This is a genomic window from Brevundimonas sp. AC546 (genome assembly GCF_979258305.1).
The window spans coordinates 2,384,242-2,404,307 of sequence record NZ_OZ409849.1 but is presented as its reverse complement, the minus strand read 5'-3'; the positions used below and the strand labels follow the sequence as shown (position 1 = coordinate 2,404,307).

Here is a 20,066-nt window from a genome sequence, read left to right as displayed (position 1 = left end):
CAGACAGGACCTACGGGGTCCGCCGGAAGACGCGATATGGGGATGGCGAACTGTCATGTAAAGCGGTTTTTTCATGGCAGGACTTCGCACCGACCTGTGCGTAAAGCGCCGCACTGGACGAGATCGCGCCCGACGTGCGATTAAGGCCTTGCCTAGACGCCTTCGTCGCGTCATGCGGCGCCCCTTCGCCACAGCCTCCTAGCGAGTTCATGAGTTCATCCGCAGCCGCCGTCTCCCCCGGGCTCGTCCTGGCGCGCGACGTGTCGAAGACCTTCGGATCGCGAAAGGCGCTGGACGGCGTCTCGATTTCCGTGGCCTCCGGCGAAATGGTCGCCCTGATCGGTCCGTCCGGTTCGGGCAAGTCCACCCTGCTCCGCTCCATCACCGGTCTGCAGTCGATCGACGCGGGTAAGGGCACGATCCAGGTGTTCGGCGAGACCGTACAGAAGGACGGCCGGGTCACCGGCTCCGTGCGCAAGGCGCGCGGCAAGCTGGGCATGATCTTCCAGCAGTTCAATCTGGTCGGCCGCCTCAGCCTGTTCTCCAACGTCATGCTGGGCGCGCTGGGCCGCCTGCCCGCGTGGAAGGGGCTGCTTGGGGCCTGGCCCCAAGCAGACAAGGACAAGGCCATGGCGGCCCTGCACCGCGTCGGCGTGTCTGACTATGCGGCTCAGCGCGCCAACACCCTATCGGGCGGCCAGCAGCAGCGCGGCGCCATCGCCCGCGCCATCGTGCAGGGCGCCAAGGCCATCCTGGCCGACGAACCCGTCGCCTCGCTGGACCCGGTGTCCGCCCGCAAGGTGATGGAACTGCTGGTCGAGCTGAACAAGCGCGACGGCATGGGCGTGATCGTCACCCTGCACCAGGTCGACTACGCCATCCGCTATTGCGACCGCGTCATCGCCCTGCAGGGCGGCAAGATCGTCTATGACGGTCCGTCAACGGCGCTGGACCAACAGCGCCTGATCGAAATCTACGGTCCCGAATTCGAGGACGCGTTCTGGGAGACCAAGGCATGAGCCTGTCCCGTATTTCCCCTACTCGCCGTCTGATGGCGGCGGCCGGCGCGGCCGTCGTGATCCTGGGTCTGGCGGCCTGTGGCGGCGGTGACGACAAGAAGGCCGGCGGCGCGCCGACCGAGATCACCTTCTCGATCCTGTCCGCCGAGGGCCAGGCCTCGTCGGGGCCGCTGTGGCAGCCGCTCCTGGACGACATGTCCAAGGCCATCGGCGTGCCGGTCAGACCCTATTTCGGCTCGAACTATACGGTTCTGGTCGAGGCCATGCGCGGCAACCACACCCAGGTCGGCTGGTTCTCGGCCAAGCCCGAGGTCGAGGCCATCGACCGCGCCAAGGCCGAGGTCATCGCCCGCACCGTCAACCGCGAAGGGCTGGACAGCTATCAGTCGACCCTGATCGTCAAGAAGGGCTCGGGCATTACTCTGGACAAGGTCCTGGCGTGCGGCAAGCAGTACAATTTCGGCATCGGCGACGCCCAATCGACGTCGGGCACCCTGGCCCCGCTGACCTTCCTGTTCAATCCGCGCGGCGTCGTTCCGGCCCAGTGCTTCAAGACCGTGCGCTCGGCCAACCACCAGGCCAACGCCTTCGGCGTCGCCACCGGCGTGATCGAAGTGGCCACGTCCAACAGCGTCAACACCGTCTTCATGCGCCGCGAGAATCCGCAGCTGGCCAGCCAGATCGAGGACATCTGGACCTCGCCCCCCATCCCCGAGAGCGGCATCGTCGTGCGCGAGGACCTGGACCCGGCGTTGAAGGAAAAGATCCGCAGCTTCTTCCTGACCTATGGCCAGGGCGAAGGCGCCGAGGCCGAGCGTCAGCGCAAGGTTCTGGCCGACCTGGAATATTCCCGCTTCGCCGCCGCCGACGACAGCTATCTGGACCCCATTCGCGAGATGATCGCCGACCAGAAGCTGGGCGAGGCCCGCGCCAAGGGCGACACCGCCGCAGCGACCGCCGCCGAGCGCGAGCTTCAACGCCTGCGCAGCCTGCGTGAGGTCCGGCCTTGACCGCAGTCGCGTCCCCCGCCGTCTCCATCCCGGCGGCGCCCAAGAAATCCACCCTGGCGTGGGCGGCCGATATCCTGGTGTGGGGCGGCGTAGCCGCCGTTCTGCTCTACAGCATCGACGCCGTCGATCTGCGTAACCTGTCGCGCCTGTTCGCGGGTAACGAGAGCACTCAGCTGTTCGTGCACGACCTGCTGCGCCCCGACTTCGGCGACTGGAAGATGTTCGTCGCCAAGATGTGGGAGACGGTGCAGATCGCCCTTTGGGGCACCTTCCTGGCCGTCATTCTGGGCGTTCCGCTGGGTCTGGCCGCCGCGCGCAATATCGCCCCTGCTTGGATCGTGACGCCGGTGCGCTGGGTGATGAACCTGCTGCGCTCAGTGCCCGACCTGGTCATCGGCCTGCTGTTCGTGACCGCCGTGGGCCTGGGGCCGCTGGCCGGCGTGCTGGCCATCACCCTGAACACCGCAGGCGTCCTGGCCAAGCTGTTCTCCGAAGCCGTCGAGTCGATCGACAAGGGGCCCGTCGAAGGCGTGCGCGCCACCGGCGCCGGCAAGCTGCATGAGATCGTCTGGGGCGTGTTGCCGCAGGTCGCGCCGCTGTGGACCTCGTTCGCCCTGTACCGCTTCGAATCCAACAGCCGTTCGGCGACGGTTCTGGGTCTGATCGGCGCCGGCGGCATCGGTCAGGTGCTGTTCGACAGCATGAACGCCTTCGACTTCCGCGCCGTCTCGGCAATCGTGATCGTCGTGGTCGTCGCCGTGACCCTGATCGATACCCTGTCGCAGGTTATGCGTCGCCGCCTGCTGTAGCCGTGATGGTCTCGTTCGCGGGACTGTCATAATCCTCTGCTCTAAGCATCGCGAAATCGATGCTCAGGGAGAGCTCAGGATGATCCGCACACTGAAACTGGCGGCTTCGGCCGCCGCCCTTCTGGCCCTGGCCGCTTGCGGCGACAACGCCGGCGGCGGATCGTCCGGCACGCGCGCCGGGATCTGGTCGGCCGGCTCGTCGACCGTCTTCCCCTTCGCCACCCGCGTCGCCGAGACCTTCGCCCGCGCCTCCAACGGCGCGGCGCCTCGCGTGGAATCGCTGGGCACCGGCGGCGGCATCCAGGCCTTCTGTCAAGGGATCGGCCCGGCCACCCCGGACATCGCCAACGCCTCGCGTCAGATGAAACAGTCCGAGTTCGACCTGTGCGCCAAGAACGGCGTCACCGACATCGTCGAGATCAAGATCGGCTTCGACGGCATCGTCATCGCAACCGCCCGTAACGGCAACGGTTTCAACTTCGAACTGAACGACCTGTACGAAGGCCTGGCCAAGGAAGTTCCGGGTCCGAACGGCACCTTCGTCGCCAACCCGACCAAGACCTGGAACCAGGTCAACGCCGGCCTGCCGAACCAGCGTATCCAGGTCTATGGCCCGCCGCCCACCTCGGGTACGCGCGACGCCTTCCTGGAGCTGGGCATGACGCCGGGCGCCAAGCTGGTGCCGGCCGTCAAGGCGATCGAAGGCGACAAGGACCGGTTCGAGGGCATCGCCCACACCGTGCGCGAAGACGGCGCGTGGATCGACTCCGGCGAGAACGACAACGCCATCGTCCAGACCCTGACCCGCACGCCGGGCTCGCTGGGCGTGTTCGGCTATTCCTTCCTGGAACAGAACCTGGACACGGTGAAGGCCGAGACCATCGACGGCGTCGCCCCCACGGCCGACACCATCGCCAGCGGCGAATATCCGCTGTCGCGCAGCCTCTACATCTATGTGAAGAAGGCCCACATCGGCGTCATTCCGGGCCTGCAGCAGTTCGTGCAGGAGTTCCTGTCGGAAGGTTCGGCCGGCAAGGGCGGCTATCTGGCCGATCGCGGCCTGATCCCGCTGCCGGAAGATCAACTGCTGGCCCAGCGCGCCACCATCGCCGCCATGACCCCAATGCAGCGTCCTGCCAAATAACGGACGGAACCGACCGCCGTCCCGCCCCTTCTTTCGCCGGTCCGCACCGGCTAGAAGGGGCGGGATAGCTGTCAGGATGTATTGATGACCACCACGCCCGCGCGCCTGCGCAAGGCCGTATTGCCCGTCGCGGGCCTCGGCACCCGCGTCCTCCCCGGCACCAAGACCACGCCCAAGGAACTGCTGAACGTCGTCGATCGGCCGATCCTGTCCTATATCGTCGAAGAGGCGCGCGAAGCCGGGATCGAGCACATCGTCTTCGTCACCGGCCGCTCCAAGGGCGCGATCGAGGACTATTTCGATCACCAGATCGAGCTGGAAGCCCAGCTGCTGGCCAAGGGCAAGACCGAAATCCTAGAGATGATGAACGCCGAACTGGCGTCCGCCGGCGAGATGAGCTTCACCCGCCAGATGCAGCCCAAGGGCCTGGGCCACGCCGTCTGGTGCGCGCGCGACATCATCGGCCATGAGCCGTTCGCCGTCATCCTGCCCGACGTGATCGTGGACTCACAGCCCGGCGCCCTGAAACAGCTGGCCGAGGTCTACGCCGAGACCGGGGGCAACATCATCGGCGTGGAATCCGTGCCCGAAGACCAGACCCACAAATACGGCATCGTCGATCCGGTCAGCCGCGACGGCTCGCGGATCGTCATGAAGGGCATGGTCGAAAAGCCCGCCGCCGGAACGGCGCCGTCCAACCTGTCGATCTCGGGCCGCTACATCCTTCAGCCGGAAATCTTCGACCTGCTGGCGACGCAGGAAACCGGCGCGGGCGGCGAGATCCAGCTGACCGACGCCATGGCGCGTCTGATGCAGCACCAGGCCTTCACCGCCGTCGAATATGCGGGCGTGACCCACGACTGCGGCGACAAGATCGGCCTCTTGAAGGCCAATGTCGCGCTGGCCCTGAAACGTCCAGACCTGGGCGAAGCCGCTCGCGCGGTGATCTCGGGCCTGCTTTAAGGCGACGGTCGAGGGCGTTGAGCGCGCCTCTCCACCCTGCTAACCCTCCGCGCACATCATCAGGAGACGAACCATGGCCACATCCGAAGGCTGGGACATGCCGACCGGCGACCTCATGAAGGGCAAGAAGGGCCTGATCATGGGCGTGGCGAACTCCAGCTCCATCGCCTGGGGCATCGCCTCGCAACTGGCGGCGCAGGGCGCGGAACTGGCCTTCACCTATATGGGCGAAAGCCTGGAGCGGCGTGTGCGGCCGCTGGCCGAAAGCGTCGGCGCCAAGCTGCTGATTCCCGCCGACGTCACCGACGACGCCTCGATGGACGCCGCCTTCGCCGAGCTGGAAAAGACCTTCGGCACGATCGACTTCGTCGTCCATTCGGTGGCCTTCGCCAACAAGGACGAGCTGAAGGGCAGCTTCGTGGACAACACCACGCGTGACAGCTTCCTGCTGGCCATGAACATCTCGGCCTTCAGCTTCGTGGATGTATCCAAGCGCGCCGCCAAACTGATGCCGAACGGCGGCAGCCTGATCACCCTGACCTATCTGGGGTCCGAGCGGGTCATCCCGAACTACAACACCATGGGCGTGGCCAAGGCGGCGCTGGAGGCGGCGACCCGCTATATCGCGCGCGACCTGGGTCCCAAGAACATCCGCGTCAACGCCATCTCGGCCGGCGCCATGCGCACCCTGTCGCTGGCGGGCATCTCGGGCGGGCGCGGCCTGCACTCCAAGTCGGCGCAGTTCTCGCTGATCAAGGAAGAGACCTCGATGGAGGGCGTCGCCGGCGCCGCCCTGTGGCTGTGCTCGGACCTGGGGCGTTCGACCACGGGCGAGGTCGTTCACGTCGATGCGGGCTTCCACGCCGTGGGCCTGCCGGACGACATGGAAGGTTGATCGGGGAAGCCTGATCAGGCCCTTCCGACGTTCACGGTGACGGTTTAAGGCCGGGGCATGACTGCTCCGGCCTTTTCCTTGCGCGCCCTGCCCGCCTCCGCCTTTTCGTCCGCCGCCGTGGCGACAGTGATCGGGTTCGGCGGGACCGTCGCCCTGGTGGTTCAGGCGGGTCAGGCCCTGGGCGCGGATGCGGGCCAGATCGGGTCGATGGTGACGGCCCTGTGCCTGGGCATCGGCGCGCCCGGCGTGCTGTTGAGTTGGCGGCTGAAGATTCCCGTCGTCCTGGCCTGGTCGACGCCGGGCGCGGCCCTGCTGGCGGCCTCGACCCTGGGCCTGTCGTGGCCGACGGCCATCGGCGCCTTTGTCTTCGCTGCGCTTCTGATGATCCTGACGGGCCTGATCCCGGCGCTGGGCCGGCTGGCGGCAAGGATCCCGGCGGCCATTGCATCGGCCATGCTGGCGGGGGTGCTGCTGCCCTTTGTGTTGCGGCTGTTCAAGGTCGTGCCGGACGAGACGGTGCTGGTCGTCGGCCTGGTTGCCCTGTTCCTGATCTTTCGGCGCCTGCAGCCGGTCTGGACCCTGCCTGCGGTATTGGCGGCGGCCTTTGCGGTGCTGGCGATCCGGGGGCAGTTGGCCCTGCCCGCCGGAACGGGCCTGTTTGGCCATCTGCAGCCCGTGGTTCCTGTGTTCGACTGGAAGGCGGCCATCAGCCTGGGCTTTCCGTTGTTTCTGGTGACCCTGGCCGCGCAGAACCTGCCGGGGCTGGTGGTGTTGCAAAGCGCGGGCTATCCGCCGCCCGCAAACCGGCTGATCCTGTCCACCGGTGTCGCCAGCCTGCTGGCGGCCCCGTTCGGCGCGCACGGGGTCAATCTGGCGGCGATCACGGCGGCGATCTGCACCGGGCCGGACGCTCATCCCGATCCCGCCCGGCGCTGGGTCGTGGGCGTGATCTATGGCGGCTTCTATGTGGGTGTAGCGCTATTCGCCGCGCCGCTGGCGGGGTTGTTCATCGCTATGCCGCCGGCCGTACTGGCGGCGGTGACGGGCCTGGCCTTGATCGCGCCGCTGACCGGGGCGCTGCAGGGAATGATGGTCGAGACGGCGTCGCGAGAGGCCGCCGTGCTGACGTTCGCCGCGACGGCGTCGGGCCTTGCCCCGTTCGGGGTAGGATCGGCCTTCTGGGGCTTGGTCGTCGGCTTTGCAGCCTTAGCCGCCGGACGCTGGGTCAGACCGCAGGTCTGACCCAGCACCTCTCTTTCAGCCTATCACGCGTCGCGCTGCTTGAGGCGGGTCAGTCGCGCAGCGACGCCGGGACCTGACCGCCGTTTTCGGCCAACTTCTTCCAGACCGCCTTGGACAGGGCGATGTTCTGTTCGGCCGAGCCGTGCTCGCCGGCATGGACGTTCAGCTCTTCCGCCAGTTCCTTGCGGGCCGCCAGACTGGAATCCAGATCCAGCAGCTTCAGCAGATCGACGATCGAGGTGCGCCAGTTGCCGCCCCCGCCCTTGGACGCCGCCAGATCGCTGAGCACCGCCTCGACATCGACCGGCGGCAGGGCGGATCCAGTCGTCGGGATCGGCCCTGCGCTGGGCGTCGGCGGGACCCCGGCGGTGGGTGTCGGAGCCGGCGCAGGCGCGGCTTTCGGCTTGTGGCCCGTGATCTTGTTCCAGATCGAAGAGAAGATACCCATCGGTCGCGCTCCTGTTGGTGTCGTCAGATAATGCTTTCCAAGCGCGACGGTTCAGTGACGCGCCGGAATCTCCAGCCCGCGCTGTACCGCGGGGCGGGCCAGGCCCCGTTCCAGCCAGGCGGCGACGCGCGGGAAGTCAGAGAATCCAACGATCTCACCCGCCTCGTAGAAGCCGATCAGGTTGCGGACCCACCCCAGGGTGGCGACGTCGGCGATGGAGTAGTCTCCGACGATCCAATCCCGGCCTTGAAGCCGCGTCTCCAGCACGCCCAGCAGGCGGCGGCTTTCGGCGACGTAGCGGTCGCGCGGGCGCTTGTCCTCGTAATCCTTGCCGGCGAAGCGGTGGAAGAAGCCCAGTTGGCCGAACATCGGGCCAATGGCGCCCATCTGGAACATGACCCACTGGATCGTCTCGTAGCGGGTCGCGGGATCGGCCGAGAGCAGCTTGCCGGTCTTTTCGGCCAGATAGATCAGGATGGCGCCGGATTCGAACAGGGCCAGCGGCTGCTCGCCCGGCCCGTTCGGATCGAGGATGGCGGGGATCTTGCCGTTGGGGTTCAGCGATAGGAATTCCGGCCCCCAAGTCTCGTTCTTAGTTATGTCGACCAGGTGCGGCTCATAGGCCAGGCCGACCTCCTCCAGCATGATGGACACCTTCACCCCGTTGGGCGTCGGCAGGGAATAGAGCTGGATTCGGTCGGGATGCTGAGCCGGCCAGCGCTGGGTGATCGGGAAGGCGGACAGGTCGGTCATGGCAGGCCTCGGTCGGTTGAGGCTTGTATGTTGGAGCCGCCCCTCGCTTTGGCAACAGTCGCCGTCGCCGTTTGATCGCGGGCTTGTGTCTGGAATCGGACCTCCGACGATGCCAGCTTGGCCGTGGCCGATCACAGGTCGCAGGAAGGGAGACGCCCGATGGCGCACAAGTTCGAAGTCTATCAGGACAAGGCTGGCGAATACCGCGTCCGCTTCAAGTTCAACTCCGAGGTGATCTTCTCGACCGAGGGCTATTCCGACAAGTCGGGCGCCAAGCGCGCGATCGAGTCGATCAAGAAACACGTCGGCGATGCGCCGGTGGAAGACGCTTAGCTAGTCGGGCTCGCGCTCGCCCACCTCGGTCGGCGGCACGGCCAGCAGCCAGCCGTCGGCCAGGTGCAGTTCGGGCGTCGCTTCCTTGGTGAAGGGCAGATACCAGGTCGGGCCGCCCGTCGCGGGGGCGATCTCCAGCATGTCGTCGGCGCCGAAGTTCTGGACCGACTTGACCGTGCCCATGACGGCGCCCGCCCTGTCGCGGACCTCGACGCCCAACAGGTCGGCGAGATAGAATTCGTCTTCCTCCGGCTCGGGGAAGCGGTCGCGGGGGACGTGCAGCTTCAGGCCGCGCAGCGCGTCGGCCTCTTCCTTGGTGGCGATTTCCTTGGCTCGGCCGACGACGCCGCTCTTGTCCGGTCGGGTCGCGGTCAGGGTCAGGGCCACCGTGCCGTCGGCGCGCAGCAGCGGGCCGTATGCGGTCAGGGCCAGGGGATCGGCGGTGAAGGCGGTCACCCGCACTTCGCCCCGCACCCCGAAACCGCCGCCGATCTGGCCGACGAGGATCAATCTGCTGTCCGTGGTCATACTGGTCCTTAGAGCCTGATCGGTGAAGAGGAATCGCTTCGCTATTCCACTGACGCCGTGAATCAGGCTCGAAATTTAAAGCGAAAGCATGATTCACGCTTTTGGAGGAACCGCGAAGCGGTTCCTCCAAAAACGATCATGCTTTTGCGCATGAAAAAGGCGGCGTCGAAAGACGCCGCCCTGATCATCGTAAAACCGAAAGGCTTAGCCTTCGGCCTTTTCTTCGGTCACTTCTTCAGCAGCCGGGGCTTCTTCGGCAGCAGCTTCAGCAGCGGGCGCTTCTTCGGCGGCGACTTCTTCAGCAGGCGCTTCTTCAACAGCCGGGGCCGGAGCAGCGGCGGCTGCGGCGGCTTCTTCCTTGGCGCGGGCGGCGGCTTCAGCGGCCTCGACCTTGGCGGCGGCTTCGGCTTCCAGACGATCAGCTTCGCGCTGGGCGCGCTCGGCGGCGCGTTCCTGGGCCTTCTTGCCCGGAGCGCCCTTGTTCGGGTTGTTCGACTGGGTCCATTTGACCTTGCCGGCCAGGGCTTCGTCGGCGCTTTGCGAGATGAAGCGCGCGACGCGGTCGGTCGGCTGGGCGCCCTTGCCGAGCCATTCAGCGATGCGATCGACCTTCAGGGCGACGCGCGGGGTGGCGCCGTCCTTGGGCAGCATCGGGTTGTAGCTGCCGACCTTCTCGATGAACTTGCCGTCGCGGGGCGAGTGCGAGTCGGCGACGACGATGTGGTAGTAGGGGCGCTTCTTGGCGCCACCGCGGGCCAGACGAATTTTCAGCATTTTCAGGTCTCTTTCTAGGAAGTCGTTATTTCTTGGGAGGGAAGCCCGGAAGGCCAGGCAGGCCCCCCGGAAGTTGTCCGCCACCCAATCCGGCGAGCCGGTCCTGGATGGCTTTCAGTTCTTCGGCGCTGGCTTCCGGCGTCTTGCCGCCGCCCAGGGCCTTCAATCGGTTCAGATCGGGACCGCCGCCGCCCATTCCTGGGATGCCGCCGCCGCCGAGGCCGCCCAGCATGGCGGCCATCTGCTGCATCTTCTTGGGTCCGCCGCGCGCCATCGACTTGACCACGTCGGCCATCTGGCGATGCTGTTTCAGAACCCGGTTCACGTCCTGCACGTCCACGCCGGCGCCGGCGGCGATGCGCTTCTTGCGGCTGGCGTTCAGCAGGTCGGGCTTCTTGCGCTCGGCCTTGGTCATCGAGGAGATGATGGCTTCCTGGCGCAGGATCATGCGGTCGTCGATGCCGCTTTCGGCCATCTGGCCCTTCATCTTGGCCACGCCGGGCAGCATGCCCATGATGCCCTGAAGCCCGCCCATCCGCTTCATCTGCTGAAGCTGGCCGGCGAGGTCGTCCAGATCGAACTGACCCTTGGCCAGCTTCCGGGCCATCTTCTCGGCCTTGGCCTGGTCCAGGTCCTGGCTGGCCTTTTCGACCAGGGCGACGATATCGCCCTGGCCCAGGATGCGGCCGGCGACGCGGCGCGCGTCGAACACGTCCAGCGCATCGACCTTTTCGCCGGCACCCAGATATTTGATCGGCAGGCCGGTGACGGCCCGCATCGACAGCATGGCGCCGCCCCGACCGTCGCCGTCGGCGCGGGTCAGGACGAGGCCGGTCAGGGGCAGGCGCGCGTGGAAGGCGGCGGCGGTGCGCACCGCGTCCTGGCCAGTCAGGCTGTCGGCGACCAACAGGGTCTCGATGGGTTGCGAGATCTCGGCGACCTCGGCCACCTCGTTCATCAGCCCTTCGTCCAGGGTGATGCGGCCGGCGGTATCCAGGATCAGGACGTCGAAGCCCTGAAGCTTGGCCGACTGCAGCGCCCGGCGCGTGATCTGAACCGCGCTCTCGCCCGCCACGATCGGCAGGACGGCGACGTCGATCTGTTTGCCCAGCTGGGCCAGCTGTTCCATCGCGGCCGGACGACGCGTGTCCAGCGAGGCCATCATGACCTTCTTGCGATCGAACTTGGTCAGGCGCAGCGCCAGCTTGGCCGAGGTCGTGGTCTTGCCCGAACCCTGCAGGCCGGCCATCAGCACCACGGCGGGCGGATTGGCGTTGGTGTTGAGCGGGACCGGCTCTTCGCCGCCCAGCATCTCGATCAGACCGTCATAGACGATCTTGACCACCTGATCGGCCGGCCGGACCGAACGGATGACCTCTTCGCCCGTCGCGCGTTCGGTGGCGAAGGCGATGAATTCCTTGACGACCGGCAGGGCGACGTCGGCCTCGAGCAGGGCCACGCGCACTTCGCGCATCGCCTCGGCGACGTCCTTTTCGGACAGGGCGCCGCGCCCGGTGATCCGGTCGAAGACGCCTGTCAGCCGCTCGTTCAGAGCCTCGAACATTCACTACCTCGTGGCGACGAGTGAAACGGCCCCATACGACAACGGCCCCCGGCGACGATCACGTCGGCGGAGGGTTCTCGCCATCCTCGTCCATCCTGAGATGGGGTCGTGATGGTGGAGACGCAGGTTCACTTGCGTCGGAAGCGGCGGCTTATGGAGGAAAACAAGGCGGAAGGCAACCGGAGCGAGTCGGTCACGCTTTAATCCTGATCTTCGTCACGGCATTTAGCGGATTGTCATCATCGTGCTAAGAGCCCCGCCCTTTATAGGGGCGGCGATGTCGCCAACGTTTTTGACTTCAGGAGAAGCACACATGAGCAAGGTGCTGGTTATCGGCGCAGGCGGCGTCAGTTCGGTCGCGGTCCACAAGATGGCGATGAATGCGGACATCTTCTCGCATATCACCCTGGCGAGCCGGACCAAGTCCAAGTGCGACGCCATCGCCGAATCCGTGAAGTCGCGCTTCGGCGTGAGCATCGACACCGCCGCCATCGACGCCGACGACGTGGCGGCGACCACCGCCCTGATCAAACAGGTGCAGCCCGAACTAGTCGTGAACCTGGCCCTGCCCTATCAGGACCTGGCGATCATGGACGCCTGTCTCGCCGCCGGCGTGAACTATCTCGACACCGCCAACTATGAGCCGCGCGACGAGGCCAAGTTCGAATACAAATGGCAGTGGGCCTATCAGGAGCGTTTCAAGGACGCGGGTCTGATGGCGCTGCTGGGTTCGGGCTTCGACCCCGGCGTGACCTCGGTCTTCGCCACCTACACCAAGAAGCATCTGCTGGATTCCATCGAGACGCTGGACATCCTGGACTGCAACGGCGGCGACACCGGCCTGCCGTTCGCGACCAACTTCAACCCCGAGATCAACCTGCGCGAAGTGACCGCCCCGTCGCGTCACTGGGAAAACGGCCAGTGGGTCGAGGGCCCGGCCCTGTCGCACAAGCAGACCTTCGACTTCGAGGGCGTGGGTCAGAAGAACATGTACCTCATGTACCATGAGGAGCTGGAATCGCTGGCGAAATTCTACCCCGAGATCAAGCGCATCCGCTTCTGGATGACCTTCGGCGACAGCTACCTGAAGCACCTCGAAGTGCTGGAAAACATCGGCATGACCTCCATCGAGCCGATGATGTTCCAGGGCCGCGAGATCATTCCGATCGAGTTCCTGAAGGCCCTGCTGCCGGAACCGTCATCGCTGGGTCCGATCACCAAGGGCAAGACCAACATCGGCACCATCGCCACGGGCGTGAAGGACGGGGTCAAGAAGACGGTCTACGTCAACAACATCTGCGACCACCAGGAAGCCTATGCCGAGACCGGCAACCAGGCTGTCAGCTACACCACCGGCGTGCCAGCCATGATCGGCGCGGCCCTGATGCTGACCGGCCAGTGGAAGGGCGCGGGCGTGTTCAACATGGAACAGCTGGACCCCGACCCCTTCATGGACATGCTGAACAAGCACGGCCTGCCGTGGAAGGTTCAGGACCTGGACGCCCCTCTCGACTTCTAAGGCTCAGACCATGGCCATGCAGACCCAAGCCGGTGGACCGGGCGCCTTCGCCCGGTTCGACCTGAACCGCGTCCCCTCGCCCGCCTTCGTGGTCGACGAGGCGGCGGTGCGTCGCAACCTGTCCGTCCTGAAGGACGTGGGGGCGCGCGGAAATGCGCGGGTTCTGCTGGCCCTGAAGGCCTTTTCAATGTGGTCGCTGGCCGATGTCGTCGGGGAATACCTCGACGGCGTCTGCGCCTCTGGCCTGTGGGAGGCGCGGTTGGCGCGGGAATTCTATCAGGGGCACCTGACCACCTATTCACCGGCCTACAAGCCGGCGGACCTGCCCGAGATCCTGCGTCTATCAGACACGGTCATCTTCAACGCCCCGGATCAGATCGCCCGGTTCGCCGATGTGATCGCGGTGGCCAGGGGCCAGGGCGAGACGTTCGACATCGGCCTGAGGCTGAACCCCGAACATTCCGAGGCCGAGGTCGCCAAATACGACCCGTGCCAATTCGGGTCGCGCCTGGGGTTCCCGGTGTCGCAGCTGAAGCCGGAGCATCTGGACGGCGTCGACGGCCTGCACATCCATGCCTTGTGCGAACAGGGCTTCGAGCCGCTGGAGCGGATCTGGGCGGCGGTGGAGCCGACGCTGGCGCCCCTGCTGGCCGATCTGAAGTGGATCAACCTGGGCGGCGGGCACCATGTGACGCGGGCCGATTACAGGCGCGATGATCTGGCCGCGTTCCTACGCCGGTTGGGCGAGACGCATGGGCTGACGGTCTATATCGAGCCGGGCGAGGCTGCGGCGCTGGACGCCGGCATACTGGTCGGCGAGGTGCTGGACACTTTCGACAACGGCATCGCAGTCGCCATCACCGACATCTCGGCGACCTGCCACATGCCCGATGTGATCGAGGCGCCCTATCGTCCGGCCATGCTGAACGAGGGCGAAACGGGGATGACCTATCGCCTGGGCGGGCCGTCGTGCCTGGCGGGGGACATCATCGGCGACTACGTCTTCGAGACGGCCCCGACGGCGGGGACGCGCATCGCCTTCCTGGACCAGGCCCATTATTCGATGGTGAAGACCAACACCTTCAACGGCGTGCCTTTGCCAACCATCGCTCTGTGGAACAGCGAGACGGACGCGCTGACGCTGGTGCGCGAATTCGACTATTCGGAATTCCGCGACCGTCTGTCCTGATCGCAAAAAGGGCGGCTCTCGCCGCCCTTCCCTGACCTATTCTTCCTTCGGTTCGTCCGCCGCCGGCTCGGCATCGGGCTTGGGCGTGGAACCCGGTTCGGTGACGACGACGCCTTCGGGCGCAGCCGACAGTTTCGACAGGTCGCCGCCGGCGCGCAGCACGTCCAGCGCCCGCTGAAGCTGGTAATCCTTTTCCTTGTCGAAGCTCTCGCCGGGGGCTTCGCGCGGCGTGTGCGGACCCTTGCGCTCGGCGCCGATGGAGGCGTCCAGGGCGGTGGCGTAGGCGGCTTCGGAATAGATGAAGCTGGAGCGTGAGACGATGCGCGCCTCGGCCTCGGACCGGGCCACCTCCAGGTCCGGCTCGATGCCGATCTTCTGGATCGAAGCGCCCGATGGGGTGTAGTAGCGCGCGGTCGTGATCGAAAGGGCGCCGTCCTGGCCTTGGCGTAGCGGGATCACCGTCTGGACCGAGCCTTTGCCGAAGCTGGTCAGGCCGACCACGGTCGCACGCTGATGATCCTTCAGGGCGCCGGCGACGATCTCGGACGCCGAAGCCGAGCCATAGTTGACCAGCACGACCAGCGGCAGGCCGCCGGTGATGTCGCCGGGCTTGGCGGAGTAGCGTTGGATCTGCTCGGGCTTGCGGCCGCGCTGGCTGACGATCTCGCCGCGCTCCAGGAAGGCGTCGGACACGTCGATGGCGGCGTTCAGCAAACCACCGCCGTTGTTGCGCAGATCCAGGACATAGCCCTTCACGCCCGGCTTCTCGGCCTTGATCTTGGCGATGGCCTCGTTCAGCTCGCGACCGGTGTTCTCGTTGAAGGTCGAGACGCGCAGATAGCCGAAGTCGCCCTCGACCCGGCCGGTGACCGACTGGACCTTGATGACCTCGCGGGTCAGGACGACCTCCAGCGGATCCTCGCCGTCGCGCAGGAAGGTCACCTTGATGCTGGTGCCAACGGCGCCGCGCAGCTTCTCGGACACCTGGCTGACCGTCAGGCCGGCCGCGTTCTGGCCCTCGATCGAGGAGATGACGTCGCCGGCCTGGACCCCGGCCTTGGCGGCGGGGCTGTCGTCCATCGGCGAGATGACCTTCACCATGCCGCCGTCGGCGCTGATGGTCAGGCCGACGCCCGAATACTGGCCCTCGGTGCGCTCGCGCAGCTCGTCGTAGTTGGAGGGCGGCAGGTAGTTGGAGTGCGGGTCCAGCGCCGTCATCATGCCGGCCAGGGCGGCCTCGATCAGCTTCTTGTTGTCGACCGGGACGACATAGGCCTGCTCGACGATGCCCACGACGTCGCCGAACAGCTCCAGCATGCGGAAGGTTTCATTGCGAGGGGTCTGGCTGCTGACAGCAGCGGCGGATCCGCCGAGCACCAGAGCGGCGCAGCCGACGAGGAGCAGTTTACGCATTCGGTCTCTTTCGGTCGGGCCGATCATTCAAGGCGCCCGTGGGAAGGGTAAGGCGGTGCAGACACGACCAAATCGTGGCGACGCAGCGTTCCGCCGATAAAATCAGCGTCAGAGGAGAATGCAAAGGACTATTGCAGGTTCACTGCAACCACGGCCCCGGATCGATGGGCCGTTCGTCGCGACGCAGCTCGAAATAGATGTCGCCGTCCGGGCCGCTGCGGCCCAGGGTCTGGCCGTCCGACACGCGGGCGTCCGATCCCACATCCACGCTGTCCAGGCCGGCGATGACCGCGCGCCAGCCGGGGCCGAGGTCCAGCACCACCACATTGCCCCATCCCGTCAGAGGCCCGGCATAGGCGACCTTGGCGTCGGCGGGGGCCGTCACGGCCGCTCGGTCGGCGCGCCAGCGCCAGCCGGAAGTCCCGGCGCCCCAGGTCTGGCTGGGCGCGCCGGAGAGGGGCGGACTGAGGCGGGCGCGACCGGCGGGCAGGCGAGCCGTAGGGGTTTCCGCCGCCTGGGTCGCGGGCACGGCCCCGCCCAGTTCGCGGATACGACGTTCCAGCACGGCGGCGGCTCGCTCGGCGGCGCGGGCCTCGGCGTTCAGCACGGCGGTCAGGGCGGTCTTGCGCGCCGTCAGACCCTCGATCTCTCCCCGGCGGTCGCCTTGCGCGCTCTCGGTCGTCAGCAGCCGTTCGGAGGACAGGACGGCGAGGCGGCGGATACGCATGATCTCGGCCTGACGGGCCCCCAAGGCCTTGGCGCGGTTTTCCAGGTCTGGCGTCATGGCCTTGAGCAGGATCGAGGCGCGCACCGTGTCGATGGCCTTGTCGGCCGGCACCAGCAGGGGCGGCGGCGGGCGGCGGCTCATCATCTGCAGGGCGCTGAGCAGACGGCCCTGGGCGCCGCGTTCGCGGGTCAGGTCGGTGACCAGTTCGGCCTCGCGTTCGGTCAGTTGCTGCAGGCGGGCCCGCTGGTCGTCGATCTGGCGGTCGTCGGTCTGTTCGTCGGCGCGCAGCGAGGCCAGGCGGCGCTCCAGCTGGGCCAGTTCGGACTTGGCGGCGTCGGCGTCGGCGCGCAGGCGACGCGCCCGCACGGTCTCGTCGCGATATTCGGCCTGGATGCGCGACAGCTCGCTTTCGGGCGCCTGACGACCCATAGCGGGCGCGGCGCAGACGAAGCCCGTCAGCAGGGCTAGCGATAGGGGAATGGCGCGACGCATGTCAGTCGCGATGATATGGCGATCCGGCCAGGATGGTCACGGCCCGATACAGCTGTTCCGCCAACATGGCGCGCGCCAGGGCGTGGGGCCAGGTCTGGGGACCGAAGGCCAGGGTCGAGGCGGCGGCGGCCCGCACGCTCTCGTCCAGCCCGTCCGCCCCGCCGATGGCGAAGACCAGACGGCGTTCGCCCTGGTCGCGCAGCTTGGCGATGTGGTCGGCGAAGGCGCGCGAGGAATAGGTCTTGCCGCGTTCGTCGCAGGCGATCAGATGCGCACCCTCCGCGGCCGCGAGGATCAGCTCGGCCTCCGGCGCCTTGCCCGGCTTTCGGGCTTCAAGGTCGATCAGTTCGAGGGGACCGAGGCCAAGCGTGCGTCCCGACAGGGTGGCGCGCTTGGCGTAGTCGTCGGCGAGCGTCGCCTCAGGCCCCCGGCCCGGTCGGCCGATGGCGACGATGCTCAGCTTCATGGTGTCAGTCGCGGACCATGCGGTGGGCGGAATCGACGGCCCAGATCTTCTCGATATTGTAGAAGGTGCGCACTTCCGGGCGGAACAGGTGAACGATCACGTCGCCGGCGTCGATCAGGACCCAGTCGCAGTGCGGCAGGCCCTCGACCTTGGCCTTGCCCAGACCGTTTTCCTTCAGCGTGCGCAGCAGGTGGTCGGCGATGGCGCCGACGTGACGGTGCGAACGCCCGGACGCCACGATCATGGTGTCGGCCATGGCGCTTTTGCCCTTGAGGTCGATCAGGACCATGTCCTGGGCCTTATCCTCGTCGAGGCGGCTCAGAATGGCTTCTTCAAGCGGGGTTGCGCCGACGGGGCGCGGAGCGGAATCGTCGAAACCGCGCGGGGAAGCGTCGGATTCAAAGCCGTCTTCGGAATGGAGAGGTTCGATAGCGTCCATCTCGTGCGCCGTGTTCGAGACGGCGGCGTCTTGCGTATCATACGCGGGCGAGGGGGTCAGCGGAGGGCTCCGGGAGCGTTGACTAAAGAGGCCCTTTAGCACGGATGGGCCGCAACGTGAACCGGCGCCCGAATCATCGGGCGATCACGAGGCCGCGCGTCGCCCCGTCGAAGTCCTGATTGCTGTCGAGGACAGGGGGTTGAGCGGCGCCGTCAGATAGGTCCAGGCGGGCGCTTCAAGCGTGGGCAGCAGGCCGGCTTGCTGGGCCGGAATGCGGAAACCGGCGAAGCGGGCGGCGGCCGGCGCAGTGCGGCTGTCCAGCAGCGAACCCGGCCGGGCGATCACCGCCACGGGCATCAGCCGCATGATGTCGGTCCAGCCTCTCCAGCGATGGAAGCTGGCCAGATTGTCCGATCCCATCAGCCAGACGAAGTGCACGCCGGGATGCCGCGCGACCAGCAGGCGCAGGGTGTCCACGGTCCAGGCGACGCCGGCGCGGGTCTCGAAGTCCGAAACGATCATCGACGGACCGCGCGCTTGCTGGCGGGCCGAGGCCATGCGCTCGTCCAGCGGCGCGCTTTGGCGGGCCTCCTTCAACGGGTTCTGCGGCGAGACCAGCCAGACGACGCGGTCCAGACCGAGGCGACGCATGGCGGTCTCGGCGACATGGGCATGGCCGTCGTGGGCCGGATTGAAGGAGCCGCCGAACAGGCCGACCTTCATGCCCGGCGCCAGGGTCAGGCCATCGCGCAGCGCCCCGGATCGGGGGCCGGCGCCTTTAGGCGCGGGACCGGCGTGGAAGAAGGACAAGCGGCGTCTCGGGCGGCGGGAGTTTTGCTCAGCGGCGCCCTTATAGCGCGGGTGTTTGTTCAGCCTACAAAAATCATTCTTAGACAGCAGCTTCGAACAGGGCGTCACGCGCAATGTCGGCGTGGGTCATGGGGAACAGGTGCCCCCCGCCGGATACGACCTCGACCGTGACGTTGGGCAGGCCGCGAAGCGTGACCGGCACATGGGTCAGGGCGCCGTGTTCGGCCTTCAGGATGCGCACCGGCCCCGGATAGCGGCGCAGCGCCCGCCAGGGATCGTGCGCGTGGGCCGCATAGTTGGCGGCTTCCCAGGCTGGCGCAGCGGTCAGGCTGAAACCACCCTCCCCTTCGCCCAGGCCTTCCGACAGATAATCGGCCAGCACCATGTCGGGCCAGCCCTTGAAGGCGCCGCGCCCGCGATAGGCGGCCATGGCCTGCTCGCGACTGTCGAACAGGCTGCGACGACGCAAGGTCGCCTTGGCGATGGGGATCGCGCCCATCAGCCGGTGGGCGAAGGGCAGGTTGAAGGCGAAGACGGCAGACCGCTTCCAGATCACGGGATCGAACAGGACCAGGCTGGACACGCGCTCCGGCTGTTCGGCCGCCGCGAGCAGGGAGGCGGTCCCCCCCATCGAATGGCCGGCCATCACCACCGGCGGACCGTCGATGGCCTTGAGCAGGGCCAGCAGATCGTCGCGGTGATCCAGCCAGTTGGTCTTGGGACGGGTGAAGACCGGCAGGGTCGAACGGCCATGCCCACGCAGGTCGGGCGCCCAGATGCGCAAACTGGCCGACAGGGGCGACAGCAAGCTGCGATAGGTGGCGGCGTTGAAGCCGTTGGCGTGGGAGAAGATCAGATCGACCGGCCTGTTCGGATCGCCGAAGTCCAGCACCGCCATCTCGCCCGCGCCCCAGCGGTTGTCGATGGGGACGGACAGGCGCCGAGGGGGAGACATCAGCGCCGCATCCATGCTCAAGCCGCCTCGCGGCACGCGGCGCAGCGCCCGTGCGCCTCGATCGTGGTGCGGGCGATGGCGTAACCGGCGGCCGATGCGGCGGCGTTCATCGCGCTCTGATCAGGCCCGCTGACCTCCCGCGTGGCGCCGCAGCAGTCGCAGATCAGGAAGGCGGCGGCATGGGCGGCATCGCCGTCGTCGGTGCAGGCGACATAGGCGCTGATCGAGGCGATGCGGTGGGCCATACCCAGCCGTTCCAGGAACTCCAGCGCGCGATAGACGGTCGGCGGCTTGGCCGCCTGGCCGTCCTCGCCGAAGCGCGCGATCAGGTCATAGGCCTTCACCGGCTCGCCGGTTTCCAGCAGCAGCGCCAGCACCCGGCGGCGTTGGGTGGTCATGCGTTCGCCACGCTGCGCTGCACGCGCCTCAGCCGCCGCGAGGGCGCGATCCAGCGCGCCGCCCTTCAGGCCGGAGTGGTCATGATCGTGATCGCAGGCGGAACCCATGCGCCACAGCTAATGGCTTAAGGCCCCTATCGCAACTGAAGCATCGCGGGTTTGCCGCTGGGACAGGG

At 66.9% G+C, this 20,066-nt stretch carries 22 protein-coding genes; 10 read left to right on the top strand and 12 right to left on the bottom strand.

The genetic code is table 11. The features are described from left to right. Nucleotides 1–209: 209 nt before the first annotated feature. The 7 genes from phnC to ACZZZD_RS11790 all read left to right on the top strand — a co-directional run bounded on the left by phnC (nt 210) and on the right by ACZZZD_RS11790 (nt 7,082). Entirely contained in the window at nt 210–1,019 is an 810-nt protein-coding gene (phnC, locus tag ACZZZD_RS11820; RefSeq protein WP_159846950.1) for a phosphonate ABC transporter ATP-binding protein, read from the top strand. Beyond that, nucleotides 1,016–2,029 (top strand): phosphate/phosphite/phosphonate ABC transporter substrate-binding protein, encoded by a 1,014-nt coding sequence (gene phnD / locus ACZZZD_RS11815; RefSeq protein WP_463435251.1) that lies wholly within the window; start codon nt 1,016–1,018, stop codon nt 2,027–2,029. Before phnC ends, phnD begins: the two co-directional genes overlap by 4 nt. Continuing rightward, the gene (phnE, locus tag ACZZZD_RS11810) at nt 2,026–2,838 is read left to right on the top strand and encodes a phosphonate ABC transporter, permease protein PhnE (protein ID WP_463435250.1); all 813 of its coding nucleotides are present in this window, start codon (nt 2,026–2,028) and stop codon (nt 2,836–2,838) included. The genes phnD and phnE overlap by 4 nt, the downstream gene beginning before the upstream one ends. A gap of 79 nt (nt 2,839–2,917) precedes the next feature. After that, nucleotides 2,918–3,982 (top strand): substrate-binding domain-containing protein, encoded by a 1,065-nt coding sequence (locus ACZZZD_RS11805; RefSeq protein WP_463435249.1) that lies wholly within the window; start codon nt 2,918–2,920, stop codon nt 3,980–3,982. An 84-nt stretch (nt 3,983–4,066) separates the two neighbouring features. Beyond that, on the top strand, nt 4,067–4,945 hold the full coding sequence (galU, locus tag ACZZZD_RS11800; RefSeq protein ID WP_463435248.1) for a UTP--glucose-1-phosphate uridylyltransferase GalU: 879 nt from the start codon (nt 4,067–4,069) through the stop codon (nt 4,943–4,945). A gap of 97 nt (nt 4,946–5,042) precedes the next feature. After that, nucleotides 5,043–5,840 carry an enoyl-ACP reductase FabI gene (locus ACZZZD_RS11795; RefSeq protein WP_201304488.1) on the top strand — a complete coding sequence of 266 codons (798 nt, stop codon included), beginning with the start codon at nt 5,043–5,045 and terminating at the stop codon, nt 5,838–5,840. Nucleotides 5,841–5,897: 57 nt separating this feature from the next. Further along, the gene (locus tag ACZZZD_RS11790; RefSeq protein ID WP_463435247.1) at nt 5,898–7,082 is read left to right on the top strand and encodes a benzoate/H(+) symporter BenE family transporter; all 1,185 of its coding nucleotides are present in this window, start codon (nt 5,898–5,900) and stop codon (nt 7,080–7,082) included. A gap of 49 nt (nt 7,083–7,131) precedes the next feature. Here ACZZZD_RS11790 and ACZZZD_RS11785 read toward each other — a convergent pair whose 3' ends face one another. Next, nucleotides 7,132–7,530, bottom strand: coding sequence for a DUF3597 domain-containing protein (locus tag ACZZZD_RS11785; protein ID WP_463435246.1), 399 nt, complete (start codon nt 7,528–7,530; stop codon nt 7,132–7,134). 51 nt (nt 7,531–7,581) lie between these two features. After that, complete coding sequence (locus ACZZZD_RS11780) at nt 7,582–8,283, bottom strand: glutathione S-transferase N-terminal domain-containing protein (RefSeq protein ID WP_463435245.1); 702 nt, start codon at nt 8,281–8,283, stop codon at nt 7,582–7,584. Nucleotides 8,284–8,442: 159 nt separating this feature from the next. Between ACZZZD_RS11780 and ACZZZD_RS11775 the strand changes: the two genes are divergently transcribed. Then, nucleotides 8,443–8,616, top strand: a complete 174-nt coding sequence (locus ACZZZD_RS11775; RefSeq protein ID WP_426020544.1) for a YegP family protein — start codon at nt 8,443–8,445, stop codon at nt 8,614–8,616. Here ACZZZD_RS11775 and rimM read toward each other — a convergent pair whose 3' ends face one another. The 3 genes from rimM to ffh form a co-directional block, all read right to left on the bottom strand. After that, on the bottom strand, nt 8,617–9,144 hold the full coding sequence (gene rimM / locus ACZZZD_RS11770) for a ribosome maturation factor RimM (protein WP_463435244.1): 528 nt from the start codon (nt 9,142–9,144) through the stop codon (nt 8,617–8,619). Nucleotides 9,145–9,348: 204 nt separating this feature from the next. After that, a complete protein-coding gene (gene rpsP / locus ACZZZD_RS11765) occupies nt 9,349–9,918 on the bottom strand; it encodes a 30S ribosomal protein S16 (protein ID WP_463435243.1) in 570 nt (189 codons plus the stop codon). A 25-nt stretch (nt 9,919–9,943) separates the two neighbouring features. Further along, nucleotides 9,944–11,482, bottom strand: coding sequence for a signal recognition particle protein (gene ffh / locus ACZZZD_RS11760; protein ID WP_463435242.1), 1,539 nt, complete (start codon nt 11,480–11,482; stop codon nt 9,944–9,946). 313 nt (nt 11,483–11,795) lie between these two features. On the opposite strand from ffh, the gene ACZZZD_RS11755 reads away from it, so the two are divergent. Both ACZZZD_RS11755 and ACZZZD_RS11750 read left to right on the top strand, forming a co-directional pair. Continuing rightward, nucleotides 11,796–13,001: a saccharopine dehydrogenase family protein gene (locus tag ACZZZD_RS11755; protein WP_463435241.1), complete on the top strand. Its 1,206-nt coding sequence runs from the start codon at nt 11,796–11,798 to the stop codon at nt 12,999–13,001. A 10-nt stretch (nt 13,002–13,011) separates the two neighbouring features. Beyond that, on the top strand, nt 13,012–14,190 hold the full coding sequence (locus ACZZZD_RS11750; protein WP_463435240.1) for a carboxynorspermidine decarboxylase: 1,179 nt from the start codon (nt 13,012–13,014) through the stop codon (nt 14,188–14,190). A 36-nt stretch (nt 14,191–14,226) separates the two neighbouring features. Here ACZZZD_RS11750 and ACZZZD_RS11745 read toward each other — a convergent pair whose 3' ends face one another. From ACZZZD_RS11745 to ACZZZD_RS11715, 7 genes are all read right to left on the bottom strand, one after another. Continuing rightward, nucleotides 14,227–15,603 (bottom strand): S41 family peptidase, encoded by a 1,377-nt coding sequence (locus ACZZZD_RS11745; protein ID WP_463435238.1) that lies wholly within the window; start codon nt 15,601–15,603, stop codon nt 14,227–14,229. A 139-nt stretch (nt 15,604–15,742) separates the two neighbouring features. Continuing rightward, nucleotides 15,743–16,822, bottom strand: a complete 1,080-nt coding sequence (locus tag ACZZZD_RS11740) for a murein hydrolase activator EnvC family protein (RefSeq protein ID WP_463435236.1) — start codon at nt 16,820–16,822, stop codon at nt 15,743–15,745. A 1-nt stretch (nt 16,823) separates the two neighbouring features. Next, complete coding sequence (gene rlmH, locus ACZZZD_RS11735; RefSeq protein WP_463435234.1) at nt 16,824–17,288, bottom strand: 23S rRNA (pseudouridine(1915)-N(3))-methyltransferase RlmH; 465 nt, start codon at nt 17,286–17,288, stop codon at nt 16,824–16,826. A 4-nt stretch (nt 17,289–17,292) separates the two neighbouring features. Continuing rightward, the gene (gene rsfS, locus ACZZZD_RS11730) at nt 17,293–17,727 is read right to left on the bottom strand and encodes a ribosome silencing factor (protein WP_159847318.1); all 435 of its coding nucleotides are present in this window, start codon (nt 17,725–17,727) and stop codon (nt 17,293–17,295) included. Nucleotides 17,728–17,871: 144 nt separating this feature from the next. Beyond that, nucleotides 17,872–18,537 carry a nicotinate-nucleotide adenylyltransferase gene (locus ACZZZD_RS11725; RefSeq protein WP_463435232.1) on the bottom strand — a complete coding sequence of 222 codons (666 nt, stop codon included), beginning with the start codon at nt 18,535–18,537 and terminating at the stop codon, nt 17,872–17,874. A gap of 79 nt (nt 18,538–18,616) precedes the next feature. After that, nucleotides 18,617–19,492, bottom strand: a complete 876-nt coding sequence (locus ACZZZD_RS11720; RefSeq protein WP_463435230.1) for an alpha/beta fold hydrolase — start codon at nt 19,490–19,492, stop codon at nt 18,617–18,619. Between the two features lie 17 nt (nt 19,493–19,509). Then, a complete protein-coding gene (locus tag ACZZZD_RS11715) occupies nt 19,510–19,998 on the bottom strand; it encodes a Fur family transcriptional regulator (protein ID WP_463435228.1) in 489 nt (162 codons plus the stop codon). Nucleotides 19,999–20,066 lie beyond the last annotated feature (68 nt).